22 protein-coding genes and 1 pseudogene are annotated in these 22,360 nt (G+C 66.7%); 13 read left to right on the top strand and 10 right to left on the bottom strand.

From position 1 onward, the window contains the following. The first annotated feature begins 76 nt into the window (after positions 1-76). The 7 genes from ACQR10_RS28350 (at position 77) to ACQR10_RS28320 (ending at position 8,984) form a co-directional block, all read left to right on the top strand. A complete protein-coding gene (locus ACQR10_RS28350; protein ID WP_316218408.1) occupies positions 77-1,753 on the top strand; it encodes a bifunctional metallophosphatase/5'-nucleotidase in 1,677 nt (558 codons plus the stop codon). Between the two features lie 111 nt (positions 1,754-1,864). Continuing rightward, positions 1,865-2,794, top strand: coding sequence for a histone deacetylase family protein (locus tag ACQR10_RS28345; RefSeq protein ID WP_315802324.1), 930 nt, complete (start codon positions 1,865-1,867; stop codon positions 2,792-2,794). A 100-nt stretch (positions 2,795-2,894) separates the two neighbouring features. Continuing rightward, positions 2,895-3,146 (top strand): exodeoxyribonuclease VII small subunit, encoded by a 252-nt coding sequence (locus tag ACQR10_RS28340; RefSeq protein ID WP_315802323.1) that lies wholly within the window; start codon positions 2,895-2,897, stop codon positions 3,144-3,146. Between the two features lie 960 nt (positions 3,147-4,106). After that, positions 4,107-6,032, top strand: a complete 1,926-nt coding sequence (dxs, locus tag ACQR10_RS28335; RefSeq protein WP_315802322.1) for a 1-deoxy-D-xylulose-5-phosphate synthase — start codon at positions 4,107-4,109, stop codon at positions 6,030-6,032. A 30-nt stretch (positions 6,033-6,062) separates the two neighbouring features. Beyond that, a complete protein-coding gene (locus ACQR10_RS28330) occupies positions 6,063-6,620 on the top strand; it encodes a nucleoside 2-deoxyribosyltransferase (RefSeq protein WP_315802321.1) in 558 nt (185 codons plus the stop codon). 398 nt (positions 6,621-7,018) lie between these two features. Continuing rightward, complete coding sequence (locus tag ACQR10_RS28325) at positions 7,019-7,756, top strand: TlyA family RNA methyltransferase (RefSeq protein WP_316218407.1); 738 nt, start codon at positions 7,019-7,021, stop codon at positions 7,754-7,756. Further along, complete coding sequence (locus ACQR10_RS28320; RefSeq protein WP_434912140.1) at positions 7,749-8,984, top strand: class I SAM-dependent RNA methyltransferase; 1,236 nt, start codon at positions 7,749-7,751, stop codon at positions 8,982-8,984. Before ACQR10_RS28325 ends, ACQR10_RS28320 begins: the two co-directional genes overlap by 8 nt. Before the next feature lie 302 nt (positions 8,985-9,286). Here the strand turns inward: ACQR10_RS28320 and ACQR10_RS28315 are convergent, their stop codons facing one another. Both ACQR10_RS28315 and ACQR10_RS28310 read right to left on the bottom strand, forming a co-directional pair. Continuing rightward, complete coding sequence (locus ACQR10_RS28315) at positions 9,287-9,841, bottom strand: septal ring lytic transglycosylase RlpA family protein (RefSeq protein WP_315802318.1); 555 nt, start codon at positions 9,839-9,841, stop codon at positions 9,287-9,289. Between the two features lie 300 nt (positions 9,842-10,141). Next, the gene (locus ACQR10_RS28310; RefSeq protein WP_315802317.1) at positions 10,142-10,996 is read right to left on the bottom strand and encodes a DUF1194 domain-containing protein; all 855 of its coding nucleotides are present in this window, start codon (positions 10,994-10,996) and stop codon (positions 10,142-10,144) included. Between the two features lie 224 nt (positions 10,997-11,220). On the opposite strand from ACQR10_RS28310, the gene clpS reads away from it, so the two are divergent. After that, a complete protein-coding gene (clpS, locus tag ACQR10_RS28305; RefSeq protein ID WP_035654766.1) occupies positions 11,221-11,526 on the top strand; it encodes an ATP-dependent Clp protease adapter ClpS in 306 nt (101 codons plus the stop codon). Positions 11,527-11,535: 9 nt separating this feature from the next. On the opposite strand, the gene ACQR10_RS28300 is transcribed toward clpS, so the two are convergent. Both ACQR10_RS28300 and ACQR10_RS28295 read right to left on the bottom strand, forming a co-directional pair. Continuing rightward, complete coding sequence (locus ACQR10_RS28300) at positions 11,536-12,726, bottom strand: adenylate/guanylate cyclase domain-containing protein (protein ID WP_315802316.1); 1,191 nt, start codon at positions 12,724-12,726, stop codon at positions 11,536-11,538. A 9-nt stretch (positions 12,727-12,735) separates the two neighbouring features. Next, positions 12,736-12,907, bottom strand: a pseudogene (locus ACQR10_RS28295) (chorismate synthase); the annotation flags it as partial. Between the two features lie 95 nt (positions 12,908-13,002). Between ACQR10_RS28295 and ACQR10_RS28290 the strand changes: the two are divergent. Beyond that, positions 13,003-13,764, top strand: a complete 762-nt coding sequence (locus ACQR10_RS28290) for a hypothetical protein (RefSeq protein ID WP_434912139.1) — start codon at positions 13,003-13,005, stop codon at positions 13,762-13,764. A gap of 1 nt (position 13,765) precedes the next feature. On the opposite strand, the gene aroC is transcribed toward ACQR10_RS28290, so the two are convergent. The 3 genes from aroC to fabI form a co-directional block, all read right to left on the bottom strand. Further along, entirely contained in the window at positions 13,766-14,851 is a 1,086-nt protein-coding gene (aroC, locus tag ACQR10_RS28285) for a chorismate synthase (protein WP_316178359.1), read from the bottom strand. 116 nt (positions 14,852-14,967) lie between these two features. After that, positions 14,968-15,567, bottom strand: coding sequence for a histidine phosphatase family protein (locus tag ACQR10_RS28280; RefSeq protein WP_316238315.1), 600 nt, complete (start codon positions 15,565-15,567; stop codon positions 14,968-14,970). A 12-nt stretch (positions 15,568-15,579) separates the two neighbouring features. After that, positions 15,580-16,413 carry an enoyl-ACP reductase FabI gene (gene fabI / locus ACQR10_RS28275; protein ID WP_316238314.1) on the bottom strand — a complete coding sequence of 278 codons (834 nt, stop codon included), beginning with the start codon at positions 16,411-16,413 and terminating at the stop codon, positions 15,580-15,582. A 303-nt stretch (positions 16,414-16,716) separates the two neighbouring features. On the opposite strand from fabI, the gene ACQR10_RS28270 reads away from it, so the two are divergent. Both ACQR10_RS28270 and ACQR10_RS28265 read left to right on the top strand, forming a co-directional pair. Next, the gene (locus ACQR10_RS28270) at positions 16,717-17,205 is read left to right on the top strand and encodes a sigma-70 family RNA polymerase sigma factor (RefSeq protein ID WP_315802311.1); all 489 of its coding nucleotides are present in this window, start codon (positions 16,717-16,719) and stop codon (positions 17,203-17,205) included. Positions 17,206-17,296: 91 nt separating this feature from the next. Next, complete coding sequence (locus tag ACQR10_RS28265) at positions 17,297-18,070, top strand: anti-sigma factor family protein (protein WP_434839803.1); 774 nt, start codon at positions 17,297-17,299, stop codon at positions 18,068-18,070. Between the two features lie 371 nt (positions 18,071-18,441). On the opposite strand, the gene ACQR10_RS28260 is transcribed toward ACQR10_RS28265, so the two are convergent. Both ACQR10_RS28260 and ACQR10_RS28255 read right to left on the bottom strand, forming a co-directional pair. Continuing rightward, the gene (locus ACQR10_RS28260) at positions 18,442-19,404 is read right to left on the bottom strand and encodes a DnaJ C-terminal domain-containing protein (protein ID WP_315802309.1); all 963 of its coding nucleotides are present in this window, start codon (positions 19,402-19,404) and stop codon (positions 18,442-18,444) included. A gap of 112 nt (positions 19,405-19,516) precedes the next feature. Continuing rightward, positions 19,517-19,921 carry an RT0821/Lpp0805 family surface protein gene (locus ACQR10_RS28255; protein WP_315802308.1) on the bottom strand — a complete coding sequence of 135 codons (405 nt, stop codon included), beginning with the start codon at positions 19,919-19,921 and terminating at the stop codon, positions 19,517-19,519. 125 nt (positions 19,922-20,046) lie between these two features. Here ACQR10_RS28255 and pdxH point away from each other — a divergent pair, with 125 nt between their 5' ends. After that, positions 20,047-20,697 (top strand): pyridoxamine 5'-phosphate oxidase, encoded by a 651-nt coding sequence (gene pdxH / locus ACQR10_RS28250; protein ID WP_315802307.1) that lies wholly within the window; start codon positions 20,047-20,049, stop codon positions 20,695-20,697. A gap of 141 nt (positions 20,698-20,838) precedes the next feature. Next, on the top strand, positions 20,839-21,591 hold the full coding sequence (locus tag ACQR10_RS28245) for an SDR family NAD(P)-dependent oxidoreductase (RefSeq protein ID WP_315802306.1): 753 nt from the start codon (positions 20,839-20,841) through the stop codon (positions 21,589-21,591). A 245-nt stretch (positions 21,592-21,836) separates the two neighbouring features. On the opposite strand, the gene ACQR10_RS28240 is transcribed toward ACQR10_RS28245, so the two are convergent. Beyond that, a complete protein-coding gene (locus ACQR10_RS28240; RefSeq protein ID WP_434912138.1) occupies positions 21,837-22,157 on the bottom strand; it encodes a hypothetical protein in 321 nt (106 codons plus the stop codon). Positions 22,158-22,360: the final 203 nt, after the last annotated feature.

Here is a 22,360-nt window from a genome sequence, read left to right as displayed (position 1 = left end):
ATCTTTTTATGTCATTGCGACCGCGGCGGGGCAATCGCGCTTCGTCCGTCGGACCTGCACCACACGTGACCCTGCCATGAGCCGTCTGTCCCGCTTTGCGCTTGCCTGCCTGCTGACCGGCGCCGCCGTTGCAAGCATCGCCGGCCCGCCCGCCTCGGCCGAGGACGAGCCGGTGGCGTTGCGCATCCTCGCCATCAACGACTTCCACGGCAATCTGAAGCCGCCCTCCTCCGGCATCCGCGTCGCCGATCCCGCCGACCCGACCAAGACCACCGTGGTTCCAGCCGGCGGCGCCGAGCACATGGCGAGCCTCGTCAAGCTGCTCGCCGACGGCCAGCCCAACACGATCTTCGTCGCCGCCGGCGACCTGATCGGCGCGAGCCCGTTCCTGTCGGCGATGTTCCACGACGAGCCGACCATCGAATCGATGTCGCAGATGGGGCTCGCGCTGTCGGCGGTCGGCAACCACGAGTTCGACGAGGGCAAGGCCGAGCTGCTGCGGATGCAGAACGGCGGCTGTCATCCGACCGACGGCTGCCGCGGGCCGCAGCCGTTCACCGGCGCCAAATTCCATTATCTCGCGGCGTCGACGTTCCTCGCCGGCACCGACAAGACGGTGTTTCCGCCCTACGAGATCCGCACCTTCGAGGACATCCCGGTCGCCTTCATCGGGCTGACGTTGAAGGGGACCGCGGGCATCATCTCGCCGGCGAGCGCGGCCGGCCTCGACTTCCGCAACGAGGCCGAGAGCGTCAACGCGCTGATCCCGGAATTGAAGGCCAAGGGCGTGCAGGCGATCGTCGTGCTGATCCACGAGGGCGGCTGGCCGTCCGGCGGCATGAACGAATGTCCCGGGCTGTCGGGGCCGATCGTCGACATCGTCAAGGACCTCGACAGCGCGGTCGACATCGTGATCTCCGGCCACACCCACCAGGCCTATGTCTGCACCATCGACAAGCGGCTCGTCACCTCGGGCGACAAGTTCGGCACGCTGGTGACCGCGATCGACGTCAAGCTCGACCGCACCACGCGCGACGTGATCAGCGCGACCGCCACCAACATCGTCGTCGACACCACACTGCCGAAGGATCCGGCACAGACCGCGCTGATCGACGCCTATGAGAAGCTCGCCGCGCCCTACGCCAACCGGCCCGCCGGCGTGCTCAGCGCAACGCTGTCGCGGATGCCCGATGCGTCCGGCGAGAGCGTGCTGGGCGACGTCGTCGCCGATGCCCAGCTCGCGGCGACGCGGGCGGCCGACAAGGGCGCCGCGGTGATCGCGATGACCAATCCCGGCGGCATCCGCACCGATCTCGTCCGCCGCGACGACGGCGCCGTGACCTATGCCGACGTGTTCGCGAGCCAGCCGTTTCGCAACCAGCTGATGACGGTCACCCTGACCGGCGCCGAGATCAAGGCCGCGCTGGAGCAGCAATGGCTCGACCCGGCGCGGCCGCGCATCCTGCAGGTCTCGAACGGCTTCTCCTATGCCTTCGATGCCAAACAATCTGCCGGCGCCCGGATCGATGCCGCCAGCATGATGCTCGACGGCAAGGCCATCGATCCCGCCGCGTCCTACCGGGTCACCATCAACAACTACCTCGCGCTCGGCGGCGACGGCTTCACCGCGTTCAAGAGCGGCCGCGATCCGATCACCGGCCCCTATGACGACGAGGCGCTGTTCGCCTATCTCAAGGCCAACGGCCCGCTGGCGCCGCCGCCGCGCGGCCGCATCGTCAACAAGGCCTCGTGACGCCCCGCACGCTGGGCGGAAAGCCGGTCATATCGCCCGCGGGGCTCTTTCCGAGGCTGCGTTCAGCGCATAGATTGGGCACTCCCGCAACGCGCGAGTGGCAGAGCCCTAATGTCGACGCTGTATCTCTCTCATGAAGCCTGCCTCGATCACGCCACGCCGTCCGGCCACCCCGAGCGCGCCGACCGGCTGCGCGCCGTCGAGGAGGCGCTGACCGAGGAGCGCTTCGCCCTGCTCGATCGCGACGAGGCCCCGGAGGCGGACATCGAGCTCGCCCTGCTCTGCCACAACGAGCACTACGTCACCGAGCTGCGCCATATGGCCCCGACCTCGGGGATCATCTATCTCGACGGCGATACCTCGATGTCGCCGGGCACCTGGGAAGCGGTGATGCGCGGCGTCGGCGGCGCGGTCGCGGCGACCGAGTCGGTGATGTCCGGCCGCCACCGCAACGCCTTCGTCGCGGTGCGCCCGCCCGGGCACCATGCCGAGATCGCCAAGCCGATGGGCTTCTGCTTCTTCGACAATGTCGCGATCGCCGCGCGCTACGCCCAGCGCACCTTCGGCATCGCGCGCGCCGCCATCGTCGATTTCGACGTCCACCATGGCAACGGCACCCAGGACATCTTCTGGGCCGACAAGAGCGTGATGTACTGCTCGACCCACCAGATGCCGCTGTTCCCGGGCACCGGCGCCCGCGGCGAGCGCGGCGAGCACGACACCATCGTCAACGCGCCGCTGGCCTCCGAGGACGGCAGCCTCGAGTTCCGCTCCGCCTTCGAGAACCTGATCCTGCCGCAGCTCACTAAGTTCAGCCCGGAGCTCGTGATCATCTCGGCCGGCTTCGACGCCCACTATCGCGATCCGCTGGCGTCGCTCAACCTGCGGGCCGAGGATTTCGGCTGGGTCACCCGCAAGCTGATGGATCTGGCTGACAAGACCGCCGGCGGCCGGGTCGTCTCGGTCCTGGAGGGCGGCTATGACCTTCAGGGGCTTAAGGAATCCGTCGCGGCCCACGTCGCGGCGCTGACCGGGGCGTAATCCCCAGGTTCCGGCCGATCCACCCCGGCAGGGCCTGACAGGGCCGCGAGCGGGGTGTAAAAGCACGGCCCCGGAGTTGAGTGAGCTGCAGGGAACCCGCATGGCGGACAACACCGTAACCGACGTCAAGAAGCTGTCGTTCGAGCGCGCGATCGAGGAGCTGGAAACGATCGTGAAGCGGCTCGAGGACGGCAAGGTGCCGCTCGAGGAGTCGGTGACGATCTATGAGCGCGGCGAGGCGCTGAAGCGGCGCTGCGAGGAACTGCTGCGCCAGGCCGAGGCCCGGGTCGAGAAGATCACGACCGACGCCAGCGGCCATGCGGCGGGAACCGTACCGCTCGACGTGCAATAGCGGCTAGCGGCGGGCCTCTCCGGGCAACAGTCCGGATTTATTTCGCTGCCGTCCGGCGCGACTTTCACGCGAGGTCGGAGCGCCTCTCAATCGTGCAATTCGGCCGCACATCGGAGCAGCTGCATTGTCGACGGGCTTGGCCGCCAAGTGCCCCCTGGCGAAGTCTCTGCCCCGCGTTCACCGATCGAGAGCCGCCGCTACGTGCTTCGTTTACCATGCGACACGATTGGATCCTGGCAGTTCGACCATGGCGTCCCCGATCCCATGATCGCGCCGGTCCACGGCTGCAAGCGTCCGGGCCCGATCATGACAACGTGCTGCGCTCATAGGCCTTCCGCGTCCGCTTCGTGACGGCCCACGAAAGGCCGCACGCCGGCGACTTCTTCATGATCGTCCGCGGACCGATCCCCTTACGCGAACGCATGGCTCACCGCGCCGCGGCGCGCGCAATCGCCGCATCGGCGGATTCTGTGCCGCGGGAAAAAGCCTGGACCGAGCTCGCGTCCCCGGTCTATTGCGGAGCGCTGGCTGCCGTCGATTTGAGCAGCGCACTGGAACCTCCGGCACGCCGCCGCGGTTGAGACGTGGCGCAAAGGTACCGTTTGCGGGCTTGCCAACGCCCGCCGGGTTGGCTTTAAGACGCACTTTGGTGTAAAGCTTCTCGCAACTGCGGGTTTTTGGAAGTGTCCATCCTCTCCAGAGAGAGGAATCTAAGCGCTTGCAAGAGCTAGCAAAACTCACTTGGCTGAACGACTTGGCGATCTTGGGCGACTAACGAGGACGGCAAGGCCACCAAGAGTGACTTACATCACATAGATCGATCCCAAACCCGGCTAGTCTTCGGACTGCGGCTTCGATCCGCGCGGATGTGACCTTCAAGACCTCAGGTTTCGCCGCCCGTTACGATGAACCTCTCAGATGTCGGCCCTTGAACCCGACCTGCAAAATTGGAATGTCACCGTGACCACATTTAGTAAGACGCCGCTTCTCGACACCATCAAGACCCCGGAAGATCTGCGCCGGCTGAAGGTCGAGCAGGTCCGGCAGGTCGCCGACGAATTGCGCCAGGAGACCATCGACGCGGTCTCGGTGACCGGCGGCCATTTCGGCGCGGGTCTCGGCGTGGTCGAGCTGACCACGGCCATCCATTACGTATTCGACACCCCGCGCGACCGCCTGATCTGGGACGTCGGCCACCAGGCCTATCCGCACAAGATCCTGACCGGACGCCGCGACCGCATCCGCACCTTGCGCACCGGCGGCGGCCTGTCCGGGTTCACCAAGCGCGCCGAGAGCGACTACGATCCGTTTGGCGCTGCGCACTCGTCGACCTCGATTTCCGCCGGCCTCGGCATGGCCGTGGCGCGCGACCTGTCGGGCGGCAAGAACAACGTGATCGCCGTGATCGGCGACGGTGCGATGTCCGCCGGCATGGCCTATGAGGCGATGAACAATGCCGGCGCGATGAACTCCCGCCTTATCGTGATCCTCAACGACAACGACATGTCGATCGCGCCGCCGGTCGGCGCGATGTCGGCCTATCTGTCCCGCCTCTACTCGGGCAAGACCTACCGTACCCTGCGCGATGCCGCCAAGCAGCTCGGCCAGCATCTGCCCAAGGTGATTGCCAACCGCGCCAGCCGCGTCGAGGAATATTCGCGCGGCTTCATGATGGACGGCGGCACGCTGTTCGAGGAGCTCGGCTTCTACTACGTCGGCCCGATCGACGGCCACAACCTCGACCATCTGCTCCCCGTGCTGAAGAACGTCCGCGACATGGAGACCGGCCCGATCCTGGTCCACGTCGTGACCCAGAAGGGCAAGGGCTACTCGCCCGCGGAAGCGGCGGCCGACAAATATCACGCGGTGGCCAAGTTCGACATCGCCACCGGCACCCAGGCCAAGGCCAAGCCGAACGCGCCGGCCTATCAGAACGTGTTCGGCCAGAGCCTGGTCAAGGAAGCCGAGAAGGACGACAAGATCGTCGGCATCACGGCCGCGATGCCCTCGGGCACCGGCATCGACATCTTCGCCAAGGCGTTCCCGAAGCGCACCTTCGACGTCGGCATCGCCGAGCAGCATGCGGTGACCTTCGCCGCCGGCCTCGCGGCGGAAGGCTACAAGCCGTTCTGCGCGATCTACTCGACCTTCCTGCAGCGCGGCTACGACCAGATCGTCCACGACGTCTGCATCCAGAGCCTGCCGGTGCGCTTCGCGATCGACCGCGCCGGCCTGGTCGGCGCCGACGGCGCCACCCATGCCGGCTCGTTCGACAACGCCTATCTCGGCTGCCTGCCGAACATGGTGATCATGGCGGCCTCCGACGAGGCCGAGCTGGTACACATGGTGGCGACCCAGGTCGCGATCAACGACCGGCCGAGCTCGGTGCGCTATCCGCGCGGCGAAGGCCGCGGCGTGGAAATGCCCGAGGTTGGCGTTCCCTTGCCGATCGGCAAGGGCCGCATGATCCGCCAGGGCAAGCAGGTCGCCCTGCTCTCGTTCGGCACCCGGTTGGCCGAGTGCGAGAAGGCGGCCGACGAGCTCGCCGCCCATGGCCTGTCCGCCTCGATCGCCGATGCGCGCTTCATGAAGCCGCTCGACGAGGAGCTGGTGATGAAGCTCGCCCGCGAGCACGACATCCTGATCACGATCGAGGAAGGCTCGATCGGCGGCTTCGGCTCGCACGTGATGCAGTATCTGTCCGACCAGGGCATGCTGGACGGCGGCCTGAAGATGCGTTCGATGGTGCTGCCCGACGAGTTCCAGGACCACGACACGCCGGCGGCGATGTACGCCCGCGCCGGGCTGGACGCCAAGGGCATCGTCCGCAAGGTGTTCGAGGCGCTCGGCAAGGACTACGCGACCGAGTCGGTCAAGCTCGCCTGAGGGCGGGCTTGCGTCCCGCAGTGGTGAGCCATGAAGATCTATCTGGCAGGTCCCGACGTGTTCCTGCCGGATGCCATTGAAATCGGCCGGCGGAAGGCCGCGATCTGCGACCGCCACGGCCTGATCGGCCTCTACCCCCTCGACAACAGCATCGACCTCGCCTCCTCCGACGCCTCGCGCCAGATCTTCCATGGCAACGAGGCGATGATGGACGACGCCGATGCCATCATCGCCAATCTCACGCCGTTCCGCGGCCCCGGCGCCGATGCCGGCACGGTCTATGAGTTCGGCTACATGGCCGGATCCGGCAAGCTGTGTCTCGGCTACTGCAACGACCCGGCCATCTACGCCGATCGAGCCCGGCGCTTCACGGCGGTGACGGAGCAGGACGGCCGCCTGGTCGATGGCGAAGGCCTGACGGTCGAGGATTTCGGCCTGCCCGACAATCTCATGATGATCCACGCGCTCGAGCTGCGCGGCCATCCACTGGTGCTGCCGCGCGAGCGGCCGGCGAATGTCTGGAACGATCTCTCGGCGTTCGAGCTGTGCGTGAAGCTAGCGGCGGAGCGGCTGGCCACGGTCTCGTAGGGTGGGCAAAGCGGCGCCGCCAGGTGCAGCGTGCCCACCGTCCATCCACGCTCTGCAATCGAGATGGTGGGCACGGCGCGTCAATTGCGATACGAGCTTGCGGAAACACCGGTGCACGCGCCTTTGCCCACCCTACGAGGGTCGCGTGGTGGCACGATCGATGACACGAACTCCCATGTCGTCCCTGCGAAAGCCGGGACCCATAACCACAGGACGGTGTGTTGGGCAGACACGTAGTTGCCATCTTCCTACAAACTACGTCCTGTGGTTATGGGTCCCGGGTCGGCGCACCGACGCGCGATGCGCGCTGGTGCTTGCCCGGGACGACACCGGAATGGTTGCGCGACCTCCACAACTGATGACCACTCCACAACTCATGACCATTCATCACACCGCCCATGACCCCTGCCCGCAAACGCGCTGACATCCTCCTCGTCGAACGCGGCCTGTTCGAGAGCCGCGCGCGGGCGCAGGCGGCGATCGAGGCGGGGCTCGTGTTCGCCAACGACAAGCAGGTCGGCAAAGCCTCGGAGAGCATTCCCGCCGACGCCGTCCTGCAGGCCGAGCCGGCGCATCCCTGGGTGTCGCGTGGCGGCGTCAAGCTGGCGGCGGCGCTGGAGCACTACGGCATCGAGGTCGAGGACCATGTCTGCCTCGATGTCGGCGCCTCCACCGGCGGCTTCACCGAGGTGCTGCTGGCGAATGGCGCGGCGCTCGTGTTCGCGATCGACGTCGGCCGCGACCAGTTGCACCCGTCATTGCGCAATCACCCGAAGATCATCTCGATGGAGCAGACCGACATCCGCAGCTACGACGGCAAGCGGCTGGCGCAGCGCCCCGACATCGTCGTGATCGACTGCAGCTTCATCTCGCTCAAGGCGGTGCTGCCGGTCGCGCTATCGCTCGCCGCCTCGCCGATGAGCCTGCTGGCGCTGATCAAGCCGCAATTCGAGGCGCAGGGAAAGCACGGCAAGGGCGGCATCATCAAGGATGCAACCGTGCATCAAGCCGTCTGCGACGACATCGCCGCCTTCGCCGCCTCGCTCGGCTGCAGCGACATCGCGATCTTTCCGTCATCGATCAAGGGCGGCGACGGCAACGCCGAATTCTTCCTGGGAGCGCGCCGCCATGGTTGAACGTCTCGTCATCGACCAGGTCGGCCATCGCGGCGATGGCGTGTCGCTGTCATCGGGCGAGGCGCTGTACGTGCCCTACACGCTGGCCGGCGAGACCGTGGAGACGGCCGTCGTGCCCGGCCATCCCGATCGCCGCAAGCTGCTCGCGGTGGAGACGGCGAGTCCCGAGCGGATCGCGCCGTTCTGCGCGCATTTCGGCGTGTGCGGCGGCTGCGCCATCCAGCACTGGATGCCCGGGCCGTATCAGCAATGGAAGCGCAACATCATCGTCGAGACGCTACGGGCCGCCAAGGTCGACTGCGACGTGGCCGATCTGATCGATGCCCACGGCGCCGGCCGGCGCCGCGCCACCTTCCACGCCCGGATGGGCACGCACGACGTTCTCAGGGTCGGATTCTCGGCCGCGAACAGCCACGATATCGTGCCGATCGACCGCTGCCCGATCCTCGATCCTGCTCTGGACGGTGCGCTGGAAGCCGCATGGGCCCTGGCTGAGGCGCTGAAGCCGACCGGCAAGCCGCTCGACATCCAGGCGACCGCGACCAGCAACGGCCTCGACATCGACATCCGCGGCTCCGGCCCGCTGCCGCCGCCGCGCATCGCGGCCCTGTCCCACCTCGCTGAACAGCACCGGCTGGCGCGGCTGACGCGCCATGGCGAGCTGGTGCTGATGCGCAATGCGCCAGTTGTCACGATGGGCACGGCGCAGGTGACGCTGCCGCCCGGCTCGTTCCTGCAGGCCACCGTGCAAGGCGAGGAGACGCTGGCGCAGCTCGTGATGGAGCGCACGGCCAAGGCCAGGCACGTCGCCGACCTGTTCTGCGGCGTCGGCCCGTTCGCGCTGCGGCTCGCCACGTGGGCGCGCGTCACCGCCATGGACAATGATGCCGGCGCGATCGCGGCGCTGCAGAAGGCGGCCGGGACGCCCGGCCTCAAGCCGATCAAGGCCGAGGCGCGCGACCTGTTCCGCCGCCCGCTGATGCCGCCGGAATTGCGCGACATCGATGCCGTCGTGTTCGACCCGCCGCGCCAGGGCGCGCAGGCCCAGGCCAGGCAGCTCGCGGCCAGCAAGGCGCCGGTGATCGTCGCGGTGTCCTGCAACGTCACCACCTTCGCCCGCGACGTCCGCATGCTGATCGACGGCGGCTACAAGCTCGAGACGGTCGTCCCCGTCGACCAGTTCCGCCACACGCCGCATGTGGAGTTGGTGGCGCGGCTGGTGCGGTGAGGCGGTGATGCGGGATGCCTATTAGTTGAGCGCAGAGCTTGCTCGGCACGAACGGTGCGCACCCTCTCCCCGTTCTTACGGGGAGAGGGTTGGGGTGAGAGGCAGCCGCACGGGAAGTGTCAGCAGGGGCAAACGCACCGGGTGTGTGCGTGGATAGACCTGTCCCCCTCACCCGGATTGCATCTTCGATGCAATCCGACCTCTCCCCGCAAGCGGGGCGAGGTGCACTGCCGCCGCTGCGAGATCCCGGCCACTCAAGAAACACGAGAGGTCAAGCAGCGGCGCTGCCGTGTCTATGACTGCTACCGCACCACGCTGACCTTCACCGGGGCGACGCCGGTGTGGATCATGCCGAGCGCCTGGGCGGCGGAGTAGGACACATCCACCACCCGGCCCTGCACGAACGGTCCACGGTCGTTGACACGCACCACCACCGAGCGGCCGGTCTTGACGTTGGTGACCTGCAAACGGGTGCCGAACGGCAGGCTGCGATGGGCGGCCGTCAGCTCGGAGGGATCGAAGCGTTCGCCGCTCGCGGTCTTGCGGCCTTCCGAGTAGTAGCTGGCGAGGCCCGACGAGGTGGCGTGGGCTGGAGGCGGGCTGAGCTCGGCCTGCTGGACGCGCACCACCGACTCCGGCGCCGTCTCCGCACGCTGCACCTGCGGCCGGAATTCGGCGGCAGCTTGCTTCGTCGGCGCCGCCCAGCGCGCCTGCCGGACCGCCGACGATTGCGCGCAGGCGGCGAGCGAAGCCGCCGCCGCACACAGCAGCGCTGGCCTCAGAAGTTGGGATGCGAGCCCTGCACCCGGGCCATGGACGACTGACGAGGGACCTGCTGTCCGGTCGATGATACGCATGTTCTGTGCGCCTCCGCCTCAACCCGCTCATGGTCGCGGCCCAATCGCGGCGGCACAGTGGCAAAGAGAATTTTGGCGCCATGCAACCCCTGGTTTTCAGATCATGTGTGGCTGTGAGGTCACAGGTTCGCCGGATCGGCAACAGGACGGGGTTTTTCCACACGAGATCGGGATACCAATCCTTGCACCCGACACGCGTCCGATGGGTGCGCAGTGCACGCCTCCGACCAGGACAGGCGGTGTGAAGCGCTGCGCGCCGGTCGATGGCGGATCAGGGGCGCCGGTGTGGCGCAGCCCGGGTCACCGGCCCCAGCGATCCTGCCAGATCTTCTCGCCGATCGTGCAGGACACGCGCGGCTCCTTGTCGGCGTCATCGGCGACCGGCACGATGCGCGGCGGCGGTGCCCGTCCGGCGACCTCCATCAGCAGCTTGGTGCGGATGGCCTCCTTGAACTCCTCGCGGCTCTTGATCGTGACCACGAACGAGCCGTGGCCGCCGGTGACGCAATCCTTGTAGTAGAGATCGAGGTTCTCGATATCCATGGTCGAGTAGGACGGCTCCTTGACCATGATCGGCAGGCCGTTGATCGTGATGCCCTTGTTGACGGCCTCGTCGCGCGCGATCGTCACCGGCGAGGGACCGTTGTTGTTGGGCCCGTCGCCGGAGATGTCGATGACGCGGCGCAGCCCGCGATAGGGGTTCTCATCGAACAACGGCATGGCGAAGTAGATCGCGCCCGAGATCGAGGTGCGCGACGCCCGGCGGATCGGCGTCTTCATGATCTCGGCGGCGACGGCGTCGGCACTTTCCGGTCCGTCGATCAGGCGCCATGGAATGATGATCTTCTGGTCGCTCGAGGCCGCCCATTCGAAATAGGTCACGGCGATGCGGCCGTGCACGCCGTTCTTCAGCGCCTGCAGGAACTCGCGCGAGCTGAGCGCCTGGGCGTAGCCTTCGCGCTGGATCGCCAGCTCGTCCAGATCCATCGAGTAGGACACGTCGACGGCGAGGATGAGCTCAACGTCGACGGAGGCTTCCTTCTCGCTCAGTTGCTGCGCCGGCTGGGTCCTCGGCGCGGCCACGACGCTGGCGACGTCGCCGCCAGCCAAGGCGCCCGCCAGACACGCCACCCCGATCGAGATCCACCAGCGCATGAGCTGCCCTCCAATCGCGTCTGATGATGGTGACATGCAATCCGCAGAGCGCAAAGCGGGAACGCACACATCCATTCACATTCCGGTTAGTCCCCTGGATTGCCCGGATGTCAGGCAGCCGCGTGCGCCCATCGCGCAAGGCATGCAGCCCGTGGTTTCCCGGAGCGTTCGAAGCCTGTATCGTGGCGTGACTGCCGCATCAGGAACACAGGCGCGCCCTTCAAATGAACGATGCCGTCACCAAGCCCAAGACGAAGGTACGCACCAAGACCGAGCGTCCGCGGCTCTACAAGGTGATCCTCGTCAACGACGATTTCACGCCGCGCGATTTCGTGGTGATGATCCTGAAGGCGGAATTCCGCATGACCGAGGACCAGGCCTACAAGGTCATGATCACGGCCCATAAGCTCGGCGTCTGCGTGGTGGCGGTGTTCACAAAGGACGTCGCCGAGACCAAGGCGACGCGCGCGACCGATGCCGGCCGCGCCAAGGGATATCCGCTGCTGTTCACCACCGAGCCGGAGACCTGAGCCGGCGAACTAATTCCCTTCCTCGCGCAGCCCGAACACGCGTTGCGCGGTCGCGAGGCCAGCGATCGGAAATTCGCCGAGATCGGTCCAGAGATCGGTCAGCGGCTCGGGACAGGCGCCGGCAAAGGCCTCGGACGCGACCACCGTGCGCTTCAGCTGCGCGGCCATCTTCTCCAGCCTTGCGGCGAGATTGACGGCGGGGCCGATGCAGGTGAAGTCGAGCCGGTTGCCGCCGCCGATATTGCCATAGAGCAACCGTCCGACATGCAGCGCCACGCCGAAACGAAACCGCTCCCCGATGTCGCCGACCGCATATTCCAGCGCGTCGACGCGGGCGCGCGACGCCCGCGCCGCGGTGAGCACGCGGCCGCAGACCTCGCTCGGATCGCCGCCCTGCGCGCGAATGGGGAACACCGCGAGCAGGCCGTCGCCCATGAACTTGAGCACCTCGCCGCCCTGCTCGCGGATCGGATCCACCTGGCAGTCGAAGTACTGGTTGAGGATGTCGACGACGTTCTCGGCCGGCAGCCGGTCCGACAGCGGCGTGAAGCCGCGCAGATCCGACAACCAGATCGCCGCATCGAGCGTATCGGTGTGGCCGCGGCGGATCTGGCCGCCGAGGATGCGCTCGCCGGCGCTGTTGCCGACATAGGTGTCGAGCAGCATCGAGGCGGTCCGGCGCAGCGTGACGATCTCGGTGTAGCGTGCGAGCGCAGGCATCAGCGACCGGATCGCGTTCAGCTGCGCGTCGGTGAAGCCTCTTGGAGATTTGGTGGTCCAGCTCGAGGCATGGACCGCGCGATCGATGAAGGTCATCGGCAAGGCGAGATAGTCGGTCACGCCCTCGGCACGCAGATCCATCAGGATCGGAAAACGCTCCGCCTGCGGATGGCGAGGATCGGCCCCGAACTCCCTGCCATGCTCGAACACGAGCGCGAGCGGACTGTCCGTGTAGGCCGGGGTGCTCTCGAAACCGAAATCGACCGTGCCCATCTCGACCTCGGCGCCCTGGCGCCAGATGAAGCTGCGGCCGGCGATATCGGGATGAAGGGTGCGGACGAACACGCCGACGCGCCACAACGGGATGCCGAGCCCGACCAGGCGCTCGCAGCATTCGGACATCATCTGGCTCGGCGTCGCCGCGGAGCGCGCACCATCGACCAGCCAGTCCTTGATGTCCCGCAGCTTGGAAGTGTCCATGGGCTGAGATTAAGCGACGGACGTGACAACAGTAAACAGGTACTCCGTGCGCGACCAACCGACCTGGCCGCGATGGCGCAGCAGATGATCGGCGAGCACGCAGGCCATCATCGCCTCGCCCACCGGGCCCGTGCGGATTGCCGACGCAGGGGTCGTGATGGCCCTTGGTGAGGCTCTTCGTGACAGCTCATGGAGACAGCGAGACGCACGCGGCGTGGCGGCAATTTTAGCCATTTGCGAGGAAGGCCGTTCAGCTCCGCGCGGTATCCTGACACGATGAGAGAGACCCTCCGCAGCGTATCATCCACCATTGTTCCTCAGACCTCGTTCGGACCGTTGCGGCTACTGCCGGCGCTGCCATGGCTCATCCTCGCCGCGGCAATGCGGGTGATCGCGTTTGCCGGCGGACCGGCCAGCCTGCCCGCTCTGGTCGTGGCCGCGGTCGCCGTGCTGCACGCCTTCATCGTCACGGCGCAGCGCTGTATCGAGGCAAGCGGCGGCCAGACGAACCTCGGCGAGCTGAGCGTCACCGACCAGCTTCGATTGTCCCTGGCCGTGCTATGGCGGATCGCCTTGCTGATGATCGCGGCTGCGCTAGCCCTGGTGTTCACGCCCTATGCGGGACAGAGCCCCCATCTGATGGCCGGACTGGATGGCATGGCCTTCGACCAGTTCACGCATCTCGGCCGGTTCTGGAGCGCATTCATCGCAGCGCTGGTGCTGCTGATGATCCTGCAGGCCGAGCGCAACAATGGCCGGACCGCGTTCTTCCCCGCACTCGGTGAGTTCGCCCGGCGCGGGCTATGGCTCGGGACAGCCGTGCTGGTGCTGGGCCTGGTCAACATCGGACTGGGCCACGGCCAGAATGCCGTCCGTGGCCTGATCTGGACGTTCGGGCAGACCGAGGCCAGTCAGTTCACCAAGAACCTGGTGTTCTTCGTGTTCATCTTCTCGTTCGCGATGCTGCGGCTGTGGGTCACGCTCTCGATCGTGACCTTCGGGCTGAAGGCGTCGTATGTGTACGGCGAGAACGACTAAGCTACCCCACCTGGCCGCGATGGCGCAGCAGGTGATCGGCGAGCACGCAAGCCATCATCGCCTCGCCGACGGGAACCGCGCGGATGCCGACGCAGGGGTCGTGACGGCCCTTGGTCAGGATCTCGGTCTCCTGGCCTGAGCGGTCGACGGTCTGGCGCGGGGTGAGGATCGACGAGGTCGGCTTGACCGCGAAGCGCAGCACGATCGGCTGTCCCGTGGCGATGCCGCCGAGAATGCCGCCGGCATTGTTGGAGAGGAAGCGCGTGCCGTCATTGGCCGAGCGCATCTCGTCGGCATTCTCCTCGCCGGTCAGCTCGGCCGCACCGAAGCCGGCGCCGATCTCGACCCCCTTCACGGCGTTGATGCTCATCATCGCCGCGGCGAGATCGGCATCGAGCTTGCCGTAGAGCGGCGCGCCAAGTCCCGCCGGCACGCCCTCGGCGACGATCTCGAGCACGGCGCCGATCGACGAGCCGGACTTCCTGATGCCGTCGAGATAGTCCTCGAAGAACGCCGCCTTGTCCTTGTCGGGGCAGAAGAAGGGATTGCGCGCGACCTCGTCCCAGTCCCAGTTGCCGCGGTCGATCTTGTGCGGCCCCATCTGCACCAGCGCGCCGCGCACCTTCACGTCGGGCAGGACCTTGCGCGCGATCGCGCCGGCCGCAACGCGCGTCGCGGTCTCGCGCGCGGAGGACCGGCCGCCGCCGCGATAGTCGCGCAGGCCGTATTTGGCCTCGTAGGTGAAGTCGGCATGGCCGGGACGAAACTTGTCCTTGATCTCGGAATAGTCCTTGGAGCGCTGATCGGTGTTCTCGATCAGGAGCGCGATCGGCGTGCCGGTGGTGACCTGCGCTCCCGTGTCTGGATCGGCCATCACGCCGGACAGGATCTTCACCTGGTCCGGCTCCTGGCGCTGGGTGGTGAAGCGCGACTGGCCGGGACGGCGGCGGTCGAGATCACGCTGGATCTCCTCCGCTTGCAGCGGGATCCGCGGCGGACAGCCGTCGACCACGCAGCCGATGGCCACGCCATGGCTCTCGCCGAAGGTGGTGACGCGGAACATGTGGCCGAAGGTGTTGAAGGACATGAGCTGATCACCCAATCGGAAAAACCGTCATTCCGGGACGGTCCGAAGGACCAGACCCGGACTCTCGAGATTCCGGTTTCGCCTCTCACGACGCGCCCCGGAATGACGGGGACAAACTAACTGTACTTCTCGAAGCCGTTCTCGCCGAACACATAGACCGCGCCCTGCTGGATCGGCAGGTCGACGGCGCCGTGCGGCGTCTCGAAGCCCAGCGCGACCATCAGCGCCCGCGCCGTGCCGCCATGGGCGACCGCCACGATATCGCCAGACAGCCCATCGTACCAGTCGCGCACGCGGCGCTCGACGTCGGCATAGGTCTCGCCGCCCTCGGGCGCCAGCGACCATTTGTCGGTCAGCCGCCGGGCATAGAAGGCGGGATCGGCCGCCTGCATTTCCGGCAGCGTCGCCCCTTCCCATTTGCCGTAGCCGATCTCGCGCAGCCGGGCATCGAGCGCATAGCCCTCGGCTGGCAGCCTCAGGGTCTCACGCACCAGCTCCATGGTCGCGCGGGCGCGGCTGAGCGGGCTCGCGACGTAGGGCAGGCGCGCCGCATCATGGCCGTTGCGCGCAGCAAGCTCGGCCAGGAGGTTGCCGGCCTGCACCGCCTGCACCCGCCCGAGCGCGTTCAGCGGAATGTCCTGCGTGCCCTGCAGCCGGCCGAGCGCATTCCATTCCGTCTCGCCGTGGCGGATGTAGTAGATCGTGGGCCGTGGCATTGCGTGTTGACGTTAGTCCTTGGCGCCGACGGAGTTGCTGAGCGAGATGTCGGGCGCCTCGGGCCGCTTCATGCCGACGACATGATAGCCGGAATCGACGTGATGCACCTCGCCGGTGACACCACGCGACAGGTCGGACAAGAGATACAGCGCGCTGTCGCCGACCTCTTCGATGGTCACGGTCCGCCGCAGCGGCGCGTTGTATTCGTTCCACTTCAGGATATAGCGGAAGTCGCCGATGCCCGACGCGGCCAGCGTCTTGATCGGGCCGGCCGAGATCGCGTTGACGCGGATGCTCTTCTCGCCGAGATCGGCGGCGAGATAGCGCACGCTGGCTTCCAGCGCGGCCTTGGCGACGCCCATCACATTGTAGTGCGGCATCCACTTCTCGGCGCCGTAATAGGTCAGGGTGATGATCGAGCCGCCGTCGGTCATCAGCTTCTCGGCGCGCTGCGCGATCGCGGTCAGCGAGTAGCAGCTGATCAGCATGCTCTTGGAGAAATTGTCCTGCGTGGTCTCGATGTAGCGGCCGTCGAGCTGGTCCTTGTCGGAGAAGGCGATGGCGTGGACGACGAAGTCGATCTTGCCCCACTTCTCCTTGAGCACGTCGAACACGGCATCGATGGTCGATGGATCGGTGACGTCGCAATGGCCGAGCACGAGGCCGCCGAGCTCAGCCGCCAGCGGCTCGACGCGCTTCTTCAGCGCGTCGCCCTGGTAGGTCAACGCGATCTCCGCGCCGGCCGCGCGCGCGGCCTTGGCAATGCCCCAGGCGATCGAGCGGTTGTTGGCCACGCCGAGGACCACCCCGCGCTTGCCCTGCATCAAACCTGAAATCTGCGCCATGCGGCTTCCCATCGAACTGATTATGAGAGCATGATCCGGAAAAGTGGAAACCGGTTTTCCGAAAGATCATGCTCAAACAAGGAGATGAGCATCATGCGTTTCCGTGGAAGCGCATCATGCTCTGAGGACTGGACGTACACCACCGGTCTGGCCCGGTACAGCCCCATTCCGCCCGCTCTGTGGCAAACGCCCAGCCAGCTTGCCCGGCTGGAATAGGCCTGAGATCGCGGGGTTATGATCTTTGCAAGGCGCCGGCTGCGGCCTGCGCCCTTGTCATCGCAGCGAACAGCCGCAGGGCAGTCCATGAATGCGTTCCGCCAGAGCGTCGAGACCATGATTCCGGCACTGCGCCGTTATGCCCGGGCGTTGGCGCGCGACATGGACGCGGCCGACGAGCTGGTCCAGGACACGCTGGTGCGGGCGCTGCGCTCGGAACGGCTGTTCCTGGGCGGCGACATCAGGAGCTGGCTGTACACGATCCTGACCAATCTGAACAAGAACCGCCGGCGCTCCCTGGCACGGCGACCTCACTTCATGCCGCTCCAGGACGACAATGCCGACGCCAGCGGCACTGAGGCCGAGGGCCGGGACATCGAGCGCGCGCTGGCGACCCTGGTGGAGGAGCAGCGCGCGGCGCTTCTCCTCGTCGTGCTCGAAGGCATGAGCTACCGCGAGGTCGCCGACATCCAGGGTGTCCCGATCGGCACCGTGATGTCCCGCCTCGCCCGCGCCCGCGCCCATGTCCGTGCCGTGCTCGAGGGCGAGCGGCCGGCGCTGCGGAGGGTGAAATGACCACTGCACAAAAGCCGCCCTGCCATGTTCGGCTGCCCAAGCCTGCAGCGACCGCGCATCGCCGCAGCCGCTCGATTGCAACGAGATCCCGATGATGACCGAGCCGACCATTCCCGTCACCGAAGACGAGCTGCACGCCTACGTCGACAACGAGCTGCCGGCCGAGCGCCGCAGCGACGTCGAGCGCTGGCTGGCCGCGCATCCGGCGGACGCCGAGCGCGTGCAATTCTGGCGCAGCATGGCTGAGGCGCTCCATGCCCGCTACGATTCCATCGTCAACGAGCCGGTGCCGCCGCGGCTCGACCTCGACGGTCTGGAGCGCCGGCCGCGGCGCTGGGTCGTCGCGGCCATGGCGGCAAGCGTGGCGGCCTTCGCGGCCGGCGGCGCGGTCGGCTGGGTCGCGCGTGGCGCTGCGTCCTCGCCGTCGCCGCTGCAGGCCCTCGCCGGCGAGGCGCTCGATGCGCACCGACTCTACGTCGTGGAGGTGCGCCATCCGGTTGAGGTCCCCGGCGACGAGAAGGCCCATCTGCAGCAATGGCTGACGCGGCGCTGCGGCCGCACCGTGCAGGCGCCGGAGCTGGAAACCACCGGACTGAAGCTCGTCGGCGGCCGGCTGCTGCCGGGGCCGACCGGTCCGGCGTCCTTCCTGATGTACGAGAGCACCTCCGGCGAGCGCTTCACGGTGTATGCGACCAAGGTCGGGATCGAGGCGGCCGAGATGCGCTATACGGCGCAGGGCAACACCGCTGCACTGTCCTGGGCGGAGCGCGGCGTCAGCTACGTCGTCAGTGGCAGCAGCGACCGGACGCGTCTCACCCAGGTCGCGCGCCTTGTTTATGACCAGTCCGAACGGGCGGGCGGCTAGCGGCGGACCATTGCCCGATTTCGCGAGGTGCCGGCCTCGGCGCGATTACGGCCGTGATCAGAAGCGTTTGCAGGATGGCCGCAAACGCTGCGCGAAAGCGTACCGATCCCCGCCTCGCCCGGGCGGGAGACACGCCAAGGTCGGCGCCGCAATTCGGTCACCGGAAATCTGGAATCAGGTCACCGGCACGTCTCAATATAGCGCCAAATGTTCACGAAAAAATGAGGAGTGTTCGATCCGCCGATCGACACGGAAGCGGCCTCGATCGGGGTTTTGTACCGCGCTGGTCCCCCTTTCGAGGCCGCACTTTTTCTCTCAGCTTTCCAGCTCGCCCCCTCAACTTTAAGCCGAGTGGCCTACAACGCGCAACCTCAGGAGAGGTTGCTGCGCGGATTGTAGGGATGGCGGTCGCGCCATTTGGTCATCAGGGCTTCGAGCTCGGCATCGTTGCCGTCGGGCAGCACGATCCGGGTGGTGACGAACAGATCGCCGACCGAGCCATCGCTCTTGGGCAGGCCCTTGCCCTTGAGCCGGAAGGTGCGGCCGCTGGAGGTGTTCTTCGGGATCGACAGCTCGACCGCGCTGCCGAGCGTCGGCGCCCTCACCTTGGCGCCCAGGACCGCCTCGTAAAGCGTGATCGGCAGATCGAGCCTGAGGTCGCTGCCCTCGACCTTGAAGAACGGATGCGGCGCGATCTGGATCGTGATCAGGAGATCACCTGGCCGGTGTCCGGGCGCGCTCTCGCCCTGCCCCTTCAGCCTGATCTGCTGGCCGGCGGTGACGCCAGCGGGGACCTTGACGTTGAGCTCCTTGCCCGACGGCAGCCGAACGCGCTTCTCGCCGCCCTTCACGGACTCCTCGAGCGAGACCGACATCGCAACCTTCAGATCGAGGTCGAGGCCGACACCGCCGGTGTCGAACTCGAACGAGCCGCCGCCGCCACGTGCACCGCGCGGGCCAGCGCCGCCGAACATGCTGTTCAGGATGTCCTCGAAGCCGCCACCGCCAAAGCCGCCACCCGGCCCGCCGCCGCTGCGGAAGGTATAATTCTCGAAGCCGCCCCCCGGCCCGCCGCGGCCGGCGCCGCCGCCAGGGAAGCCCTGGAAGCGCGGCTTGCCTTCGGCATCGATCTCGCCGCGATCGAACTGCTTGCGCTTCTCCTCGTCGCCCAGGATCTCGTTGGCCGAATTGATCTCGGCAAACCGCGCCGATGCCTTCGGATCATCCTTGTTGCTGTCGGGGTGGTGCTTCTTGGCGAGCTTGCGATAGGCGCTCTTGATGGCCGCAGCGCTGGCGCTTCGCGGCACCCCCAAGACCTCATAGGGGTCGCGCATCCGTCACGTCTCCTTACAGAAAGTCAGATACTAACCTATGGGCTCCCCGCCCGCTTTGCATTTCATCTGGGGAGTCCGTTGTATTTTTGCAACGGGTTCCTGATGGTCCCGGCTAGCTTTGCTGCCAGGGTTTGAGCGTCTGGATGTCCCAGCGCCCACGCTCGATACGGCACGCCGAGCCCTGCAGCCAGCGCTCCGTCTTGCCGTTGACGTAGCTCGCGAGGAAATCGCGGCACGTGCGGCCGTTGTCGGCCGTGTAGGACTTGGCGATCGGCGTCACCGAGCCGCGAGCGCCGGTCTGCGGATTCTGCCAGGGCTGGCTGGAATCCTTGCTCCCCCTGGTCAGCACGTCCGACGCGGCGTTGCGGGCAAAAGCGAGATCGGCTTCGGTCGGCTCGCGCTCGGGCGGCGGGCTGACCGCGCCGGTGATCTCCGCATCGTCCATCTTGGCAAAGGCCGTTTCAGGGCGAGACAGGCTGCAGCCGCCGCCGGACAGGCCGATTAGAATGAGTGTCAAAGCGGTGCCGGCATGACCGATCGCGGATAGGCCAAGTCGGACCGATGCCCTATATAGGACCGGACCCGGATGGACTTGCGCGCGCTTGGCCGCGGGTGAACGCAAAACTCGGACTCCCCAAAGACATGACCGACCCCACGAGCATCAAACACCAGACAACCTTAACATCCGGTACATCGGCCGATTTTACCCAGGCCGGCGAGCCGTTTGCGCTGTTTGCCGACTGGTTTGCGGAGGCCAGCAAGAGCGAGCCCAACGATCCGAATGCGATGGCGCTGGCGACGGTCGACGATAGCGGGTTGCCCGACGTGCGCATGGTGCTGATGAAGGGCTATGACCAGGACGGCTTCGTCTTCTACAGCCACAAGGCCAGCCAGAAGGGCCGTGAGCTCGCCGCCAATCCGAAGGCCGCGCTGCTGTTTCACTGGAAGTCGCTGCGCCGCCAGGTCCGCATCCGCGGCCTCGTGACGCCGGTGAGCGACGAGGAGGCCGACGCCTATTTCGCGACCCGGCCGAAGCAGGCGCAGCTCGGCGCCTGGGCCAGCAAGCAGTCGCAGCCGCTGGAGAGCCGGTTCGCGTTCGAGCAGGCGATCGCCAAGGTCGCCACGCAATACATCATCGGCGAGGTGCCGCGGCCGCCGGGATGGAGCGGCTGGCGCATCGCGCCCATCAGCATGGAGTTCTGGCACGACCGGCCGTTCCGCCTGCACGACCGCATCGAATTCCGCCGCGACGCCGCCGACCAGCCGTGGACCAAGGTGCGGATGTATCCGTGAGACATCGCCGAGCGCGCCAGCGCCCGGCTGCCGGCGTCTGATGCCTTGTCGGACGAATCGCCCGCGCGTGCGTGAATCGAGCGTCGCACCTGCAACCATTGTGGTAAGTTGATCCGTCCGGGATCGTGAGAGACCCAGTTCATGCCGACTCCTTCGAACCAGCCGCGGCGCACGATGCTGCTGACCGGCGCCAGCCGCGGCATCGGTCATGCCACCGTCATCCGATTCTCCTCCGCCGGCTGGCGCGTCATCACCTGCTCGCGGCATCCCTTCCCCGAGGAATGTCCGTGGGGCGCAGGTCCCGAAGACCACATCCAGGTCGACCTTGCCGATCCCGAGGACACGCTGCGGGCGATCGAGGAGGTCAAACAGCGCATGGACAGTGGCGAGCTGCATGCGCTGGTGAACAACGCCGCGATCTCGCCGAAGGGCGCCGGCGGCGCCCGGCTCGGCACCGTCGACACCGACCTCGACACCTGGAATCACGTCTTCCGCGTCAACTTCTTCGCGCCGATCATGATGGCGCGCGGCCTGATCAAGGAGCTGAAGGCGGCCAAGGGCTCCGTCGTCAACGTCACCTCGATCGCCGGCTCGCGCGTGCATCCCTTCGCCGGCGCGGCCTACGCGACCTCCAAGGCGGCGCTGGCCGCGCTGACCCGCGAGATGGCGTCGGATTTCGGCCGCGTCGGCGTCCGCGTCAACTCGATCGCGCCGGGCGAGATCGACACCTCGATCCTGTCGCCGGGCACCGAGAAGATCGTGCAGGAGCAGATCCCGATGCAGCGCCTCGGCACCCCCGACGAGGTCGCCAAGATCATCTATGTGCTGTGCACGGAGACCAGCTCCTACGTGAACGGCGCCGAGATCCACATCAACGGCGGCCAGCACGTCTGAGACCGTCGCCGCGGAGGGGCCTGCCCGTCTCCGGTTTGGTTCACGGCGGATTGCCGCGCGCGGCAAGTTCCAGATGGCCGTGCGAAGCGGCGATTAACACCGTTTCCGAAGATCGATTCGGCCGCCACAAACAAAACAGCGCTCCCGGAGGGAGCGCTGTTCAAGGGATGACATCGGCTGCTGAATTTCCGATCGTGGACTTTCGGGCGGCATTGCCGGGATACCGCTCGGCCGAGAACAGTCGTTCAGCCTTCGCACCCCAGGCCACGAAGGATCTGCGCGGCGCGCCAGCGCAGGCGGTCGGACTCGACGTTGAGGGCGCTGGAGCAATCATCCTCGCGCTCGTCGTCATCGAGCTCGGCGCCGCAATAGCGGCAGGTGCGCGGCGACAGCGCATGGGCCACGACGATGTCGGCGCGGCTGCGTTGATAGTTGGCCAGCTCGATCACGTTGTTCGATGCCGTTATGCGTTTCTCAACCATTGCCGCCTCTTGGATAAGGCGCGATGAACGCGCCCTCGAGCTCTGCCTTGCATGCCACGCGCCGAGACGCTCGTAGTCGGTCATGCTCACGAGCAGATTTATCGCAGAGAAGTTTCGATCAAACGTTCAGGGTTCCCGTCAAATTTTACCTGAGGAATTGGGGCGGCTTTGCAGCGGCGTTGCGGCTGGCCTAACAAGTATTTCTGTTATGCGTTGCACGTTGCCGCTTGTGACACTTGCAGTGCATAGCGACTATCAGTCGGCGGCACGCGACCAACGAACATGTC

The organism is Bradyrhizobium sp. HKCCYLRH2060 (assembly GCF_051168135.1).
Lineage (GTDB): Bacteria > Pseudomonadota > Alphaproteobacteria > Rhizobiales > Xanthobacteraceae > Bradyrhizobium.
The sequence above is the reverse complement of the archived record's forward strand: the minus strand, read 5'-3'. Positions and strand labels throughout refer to the sequence as shown.

Excerpts from the sequence above, each read along its gene's own strand:
- ACQR10_RS28350 (WP_316218408.1), top strand. The coding sequence starts at position 77 with ATGAGCCGTCTGTCCCGCTTTGCGCTTGCCTGCCTGCTGACCGGCGCC.
- ACQR10_RS28345 (WP_315802324.1), top strand. The coding sequence starts at position 1,865 with ATGTCGACGCTGTATCTCTCTCATGAAGCCTGCCTCGATCACGCCACG.
- ACQR10_RS28340 (WP_315802323.1), top strand. The coding sequence starts at position 2,895 with ATGGCGGACAACACCGTAACCGACGTCAAGAAGCTGTCGTTCGAGCGC.
- ACQR10_RS28330 (WP_315802321.1), top strand. The coding sequence starts at position 6,063 with ATGAAGATCTATCTGGCAGGTCCCGACGTGTTCCTGCCGGATGCCATT.
- ACQR10_RS28325 (WP_316218407.1), top strand. The coding sequence starts at position 7,019 with ATGACCCCTGCCCGCAAACGCGCTGACATCCTCCTCGTCGAACGCGGC.
- ACQR10_RS28320 (WP_434912140.1), top strand. The coding sequence starts at position 7,749 with ATGGTTGAACGTCTCGTCATCGACCAGGTCGGCCATCGCGGCGATGGC.
- ACQR10_RS28315 (WP_315802318.1), bottom strand. The coding sequence starts at position 9,841 with ATGCGTATCATCGACCGGACAGCAGGTCCCTCGTCAGTCGTCCATGGC.
- ACQR10_RS28310 (WP_315802317.1), bottom strand. The coding sequence starts at position 10,996 with ATGCGCTGGTGGATCTCGATCGGGGTGGCGTGTCTGGCGGGCGCCTTG.
- clpS (WP_035654766.1), top strand. The coding sequence starts at position 11,221 with ATGAACGATGCCGTCACCAAGCCCAAGACGAAGGTACGCACCAAGACC.
- ACQR10_RS28300 (WP_315802316.1), bottom strand. The coding sequence starts at position 12,726 with ATGGACACTTCCAAGCTGCGGGACATCAAGGACTGGCTGGTCGATGGT.
- ACQR10_RS28290 (WP_434912139.1), top strand. The coding sequence starts at position 13,003 with ATGAGAGAGACCCTCCGCAGCGTATCATCCACCATTGTTCCTCAGACC.
- aroC (WP_316178359.1), bottom strand. The coding sequence starts at position 14,851 with ATGTCCTTCAACACCTTCGGCCACATGTTCCGCGTCACCACCTTCGGC.
- ACQR10_RS28280 (WP_316238315.1), bottom strand. The coding sequence starts at position 15,567 with ATGCCACGGCCCACGATCTACTACATCCGCCACGGCGAGACGGAATGG.
- fabI (WP_316238314.1), bottom strand. The coding sequence starts at position 16,413 with ATGGCGCAGATTTCAGGTTTGATGCAGGGCAAGCGCGGGGTGGTCCTC.
- ACQR10_RS28270 (WP_315802311.1), top strand. The coding sequence starts at position 16,717 with ATGAATGCGTTCCGCCAGAGCGTCGAGACCATGATTCCGGCACTGCGC.
- ACQR10_RS28265 (WP_434839803.1), top strand. The coding sequence starts at position 17,297 with ATGATGACCGAGCCGACCATTCCCGTCACCGAAGACGAGCTGCACGCC.
- ACQR10_RS28260 (WP_315802309.1), bottom strand. The coding sequence starts at position 19,404 with ATGCGCGACCCCTATGAGGTCTTGGGGGTGCCGCGAAGCGCCAGCGCT.
- pdxH (WP_315802307.1), top strand. The coding sequence starts at position 20,047 with ATGACCGACCCCACGAGCATCAAACACCAGACAACCTTAACATCCGGT.
- ACQR10_RS28245 (WP_315802306.1), top strand. The coding sequence starts at position 20,839 with ATGCCGACTCCTTCGAACCAGCCGCGGCGCACGATGCTGCTGACCGGC.
- ACQR10_RS28240 (WP_434912138.1), bottom strand. The coding sequence starts at position 22,157 with ATGACCGACTACGAGCGTCTCGGCGCGTGGCATGCAAGGCAGAGCTCG.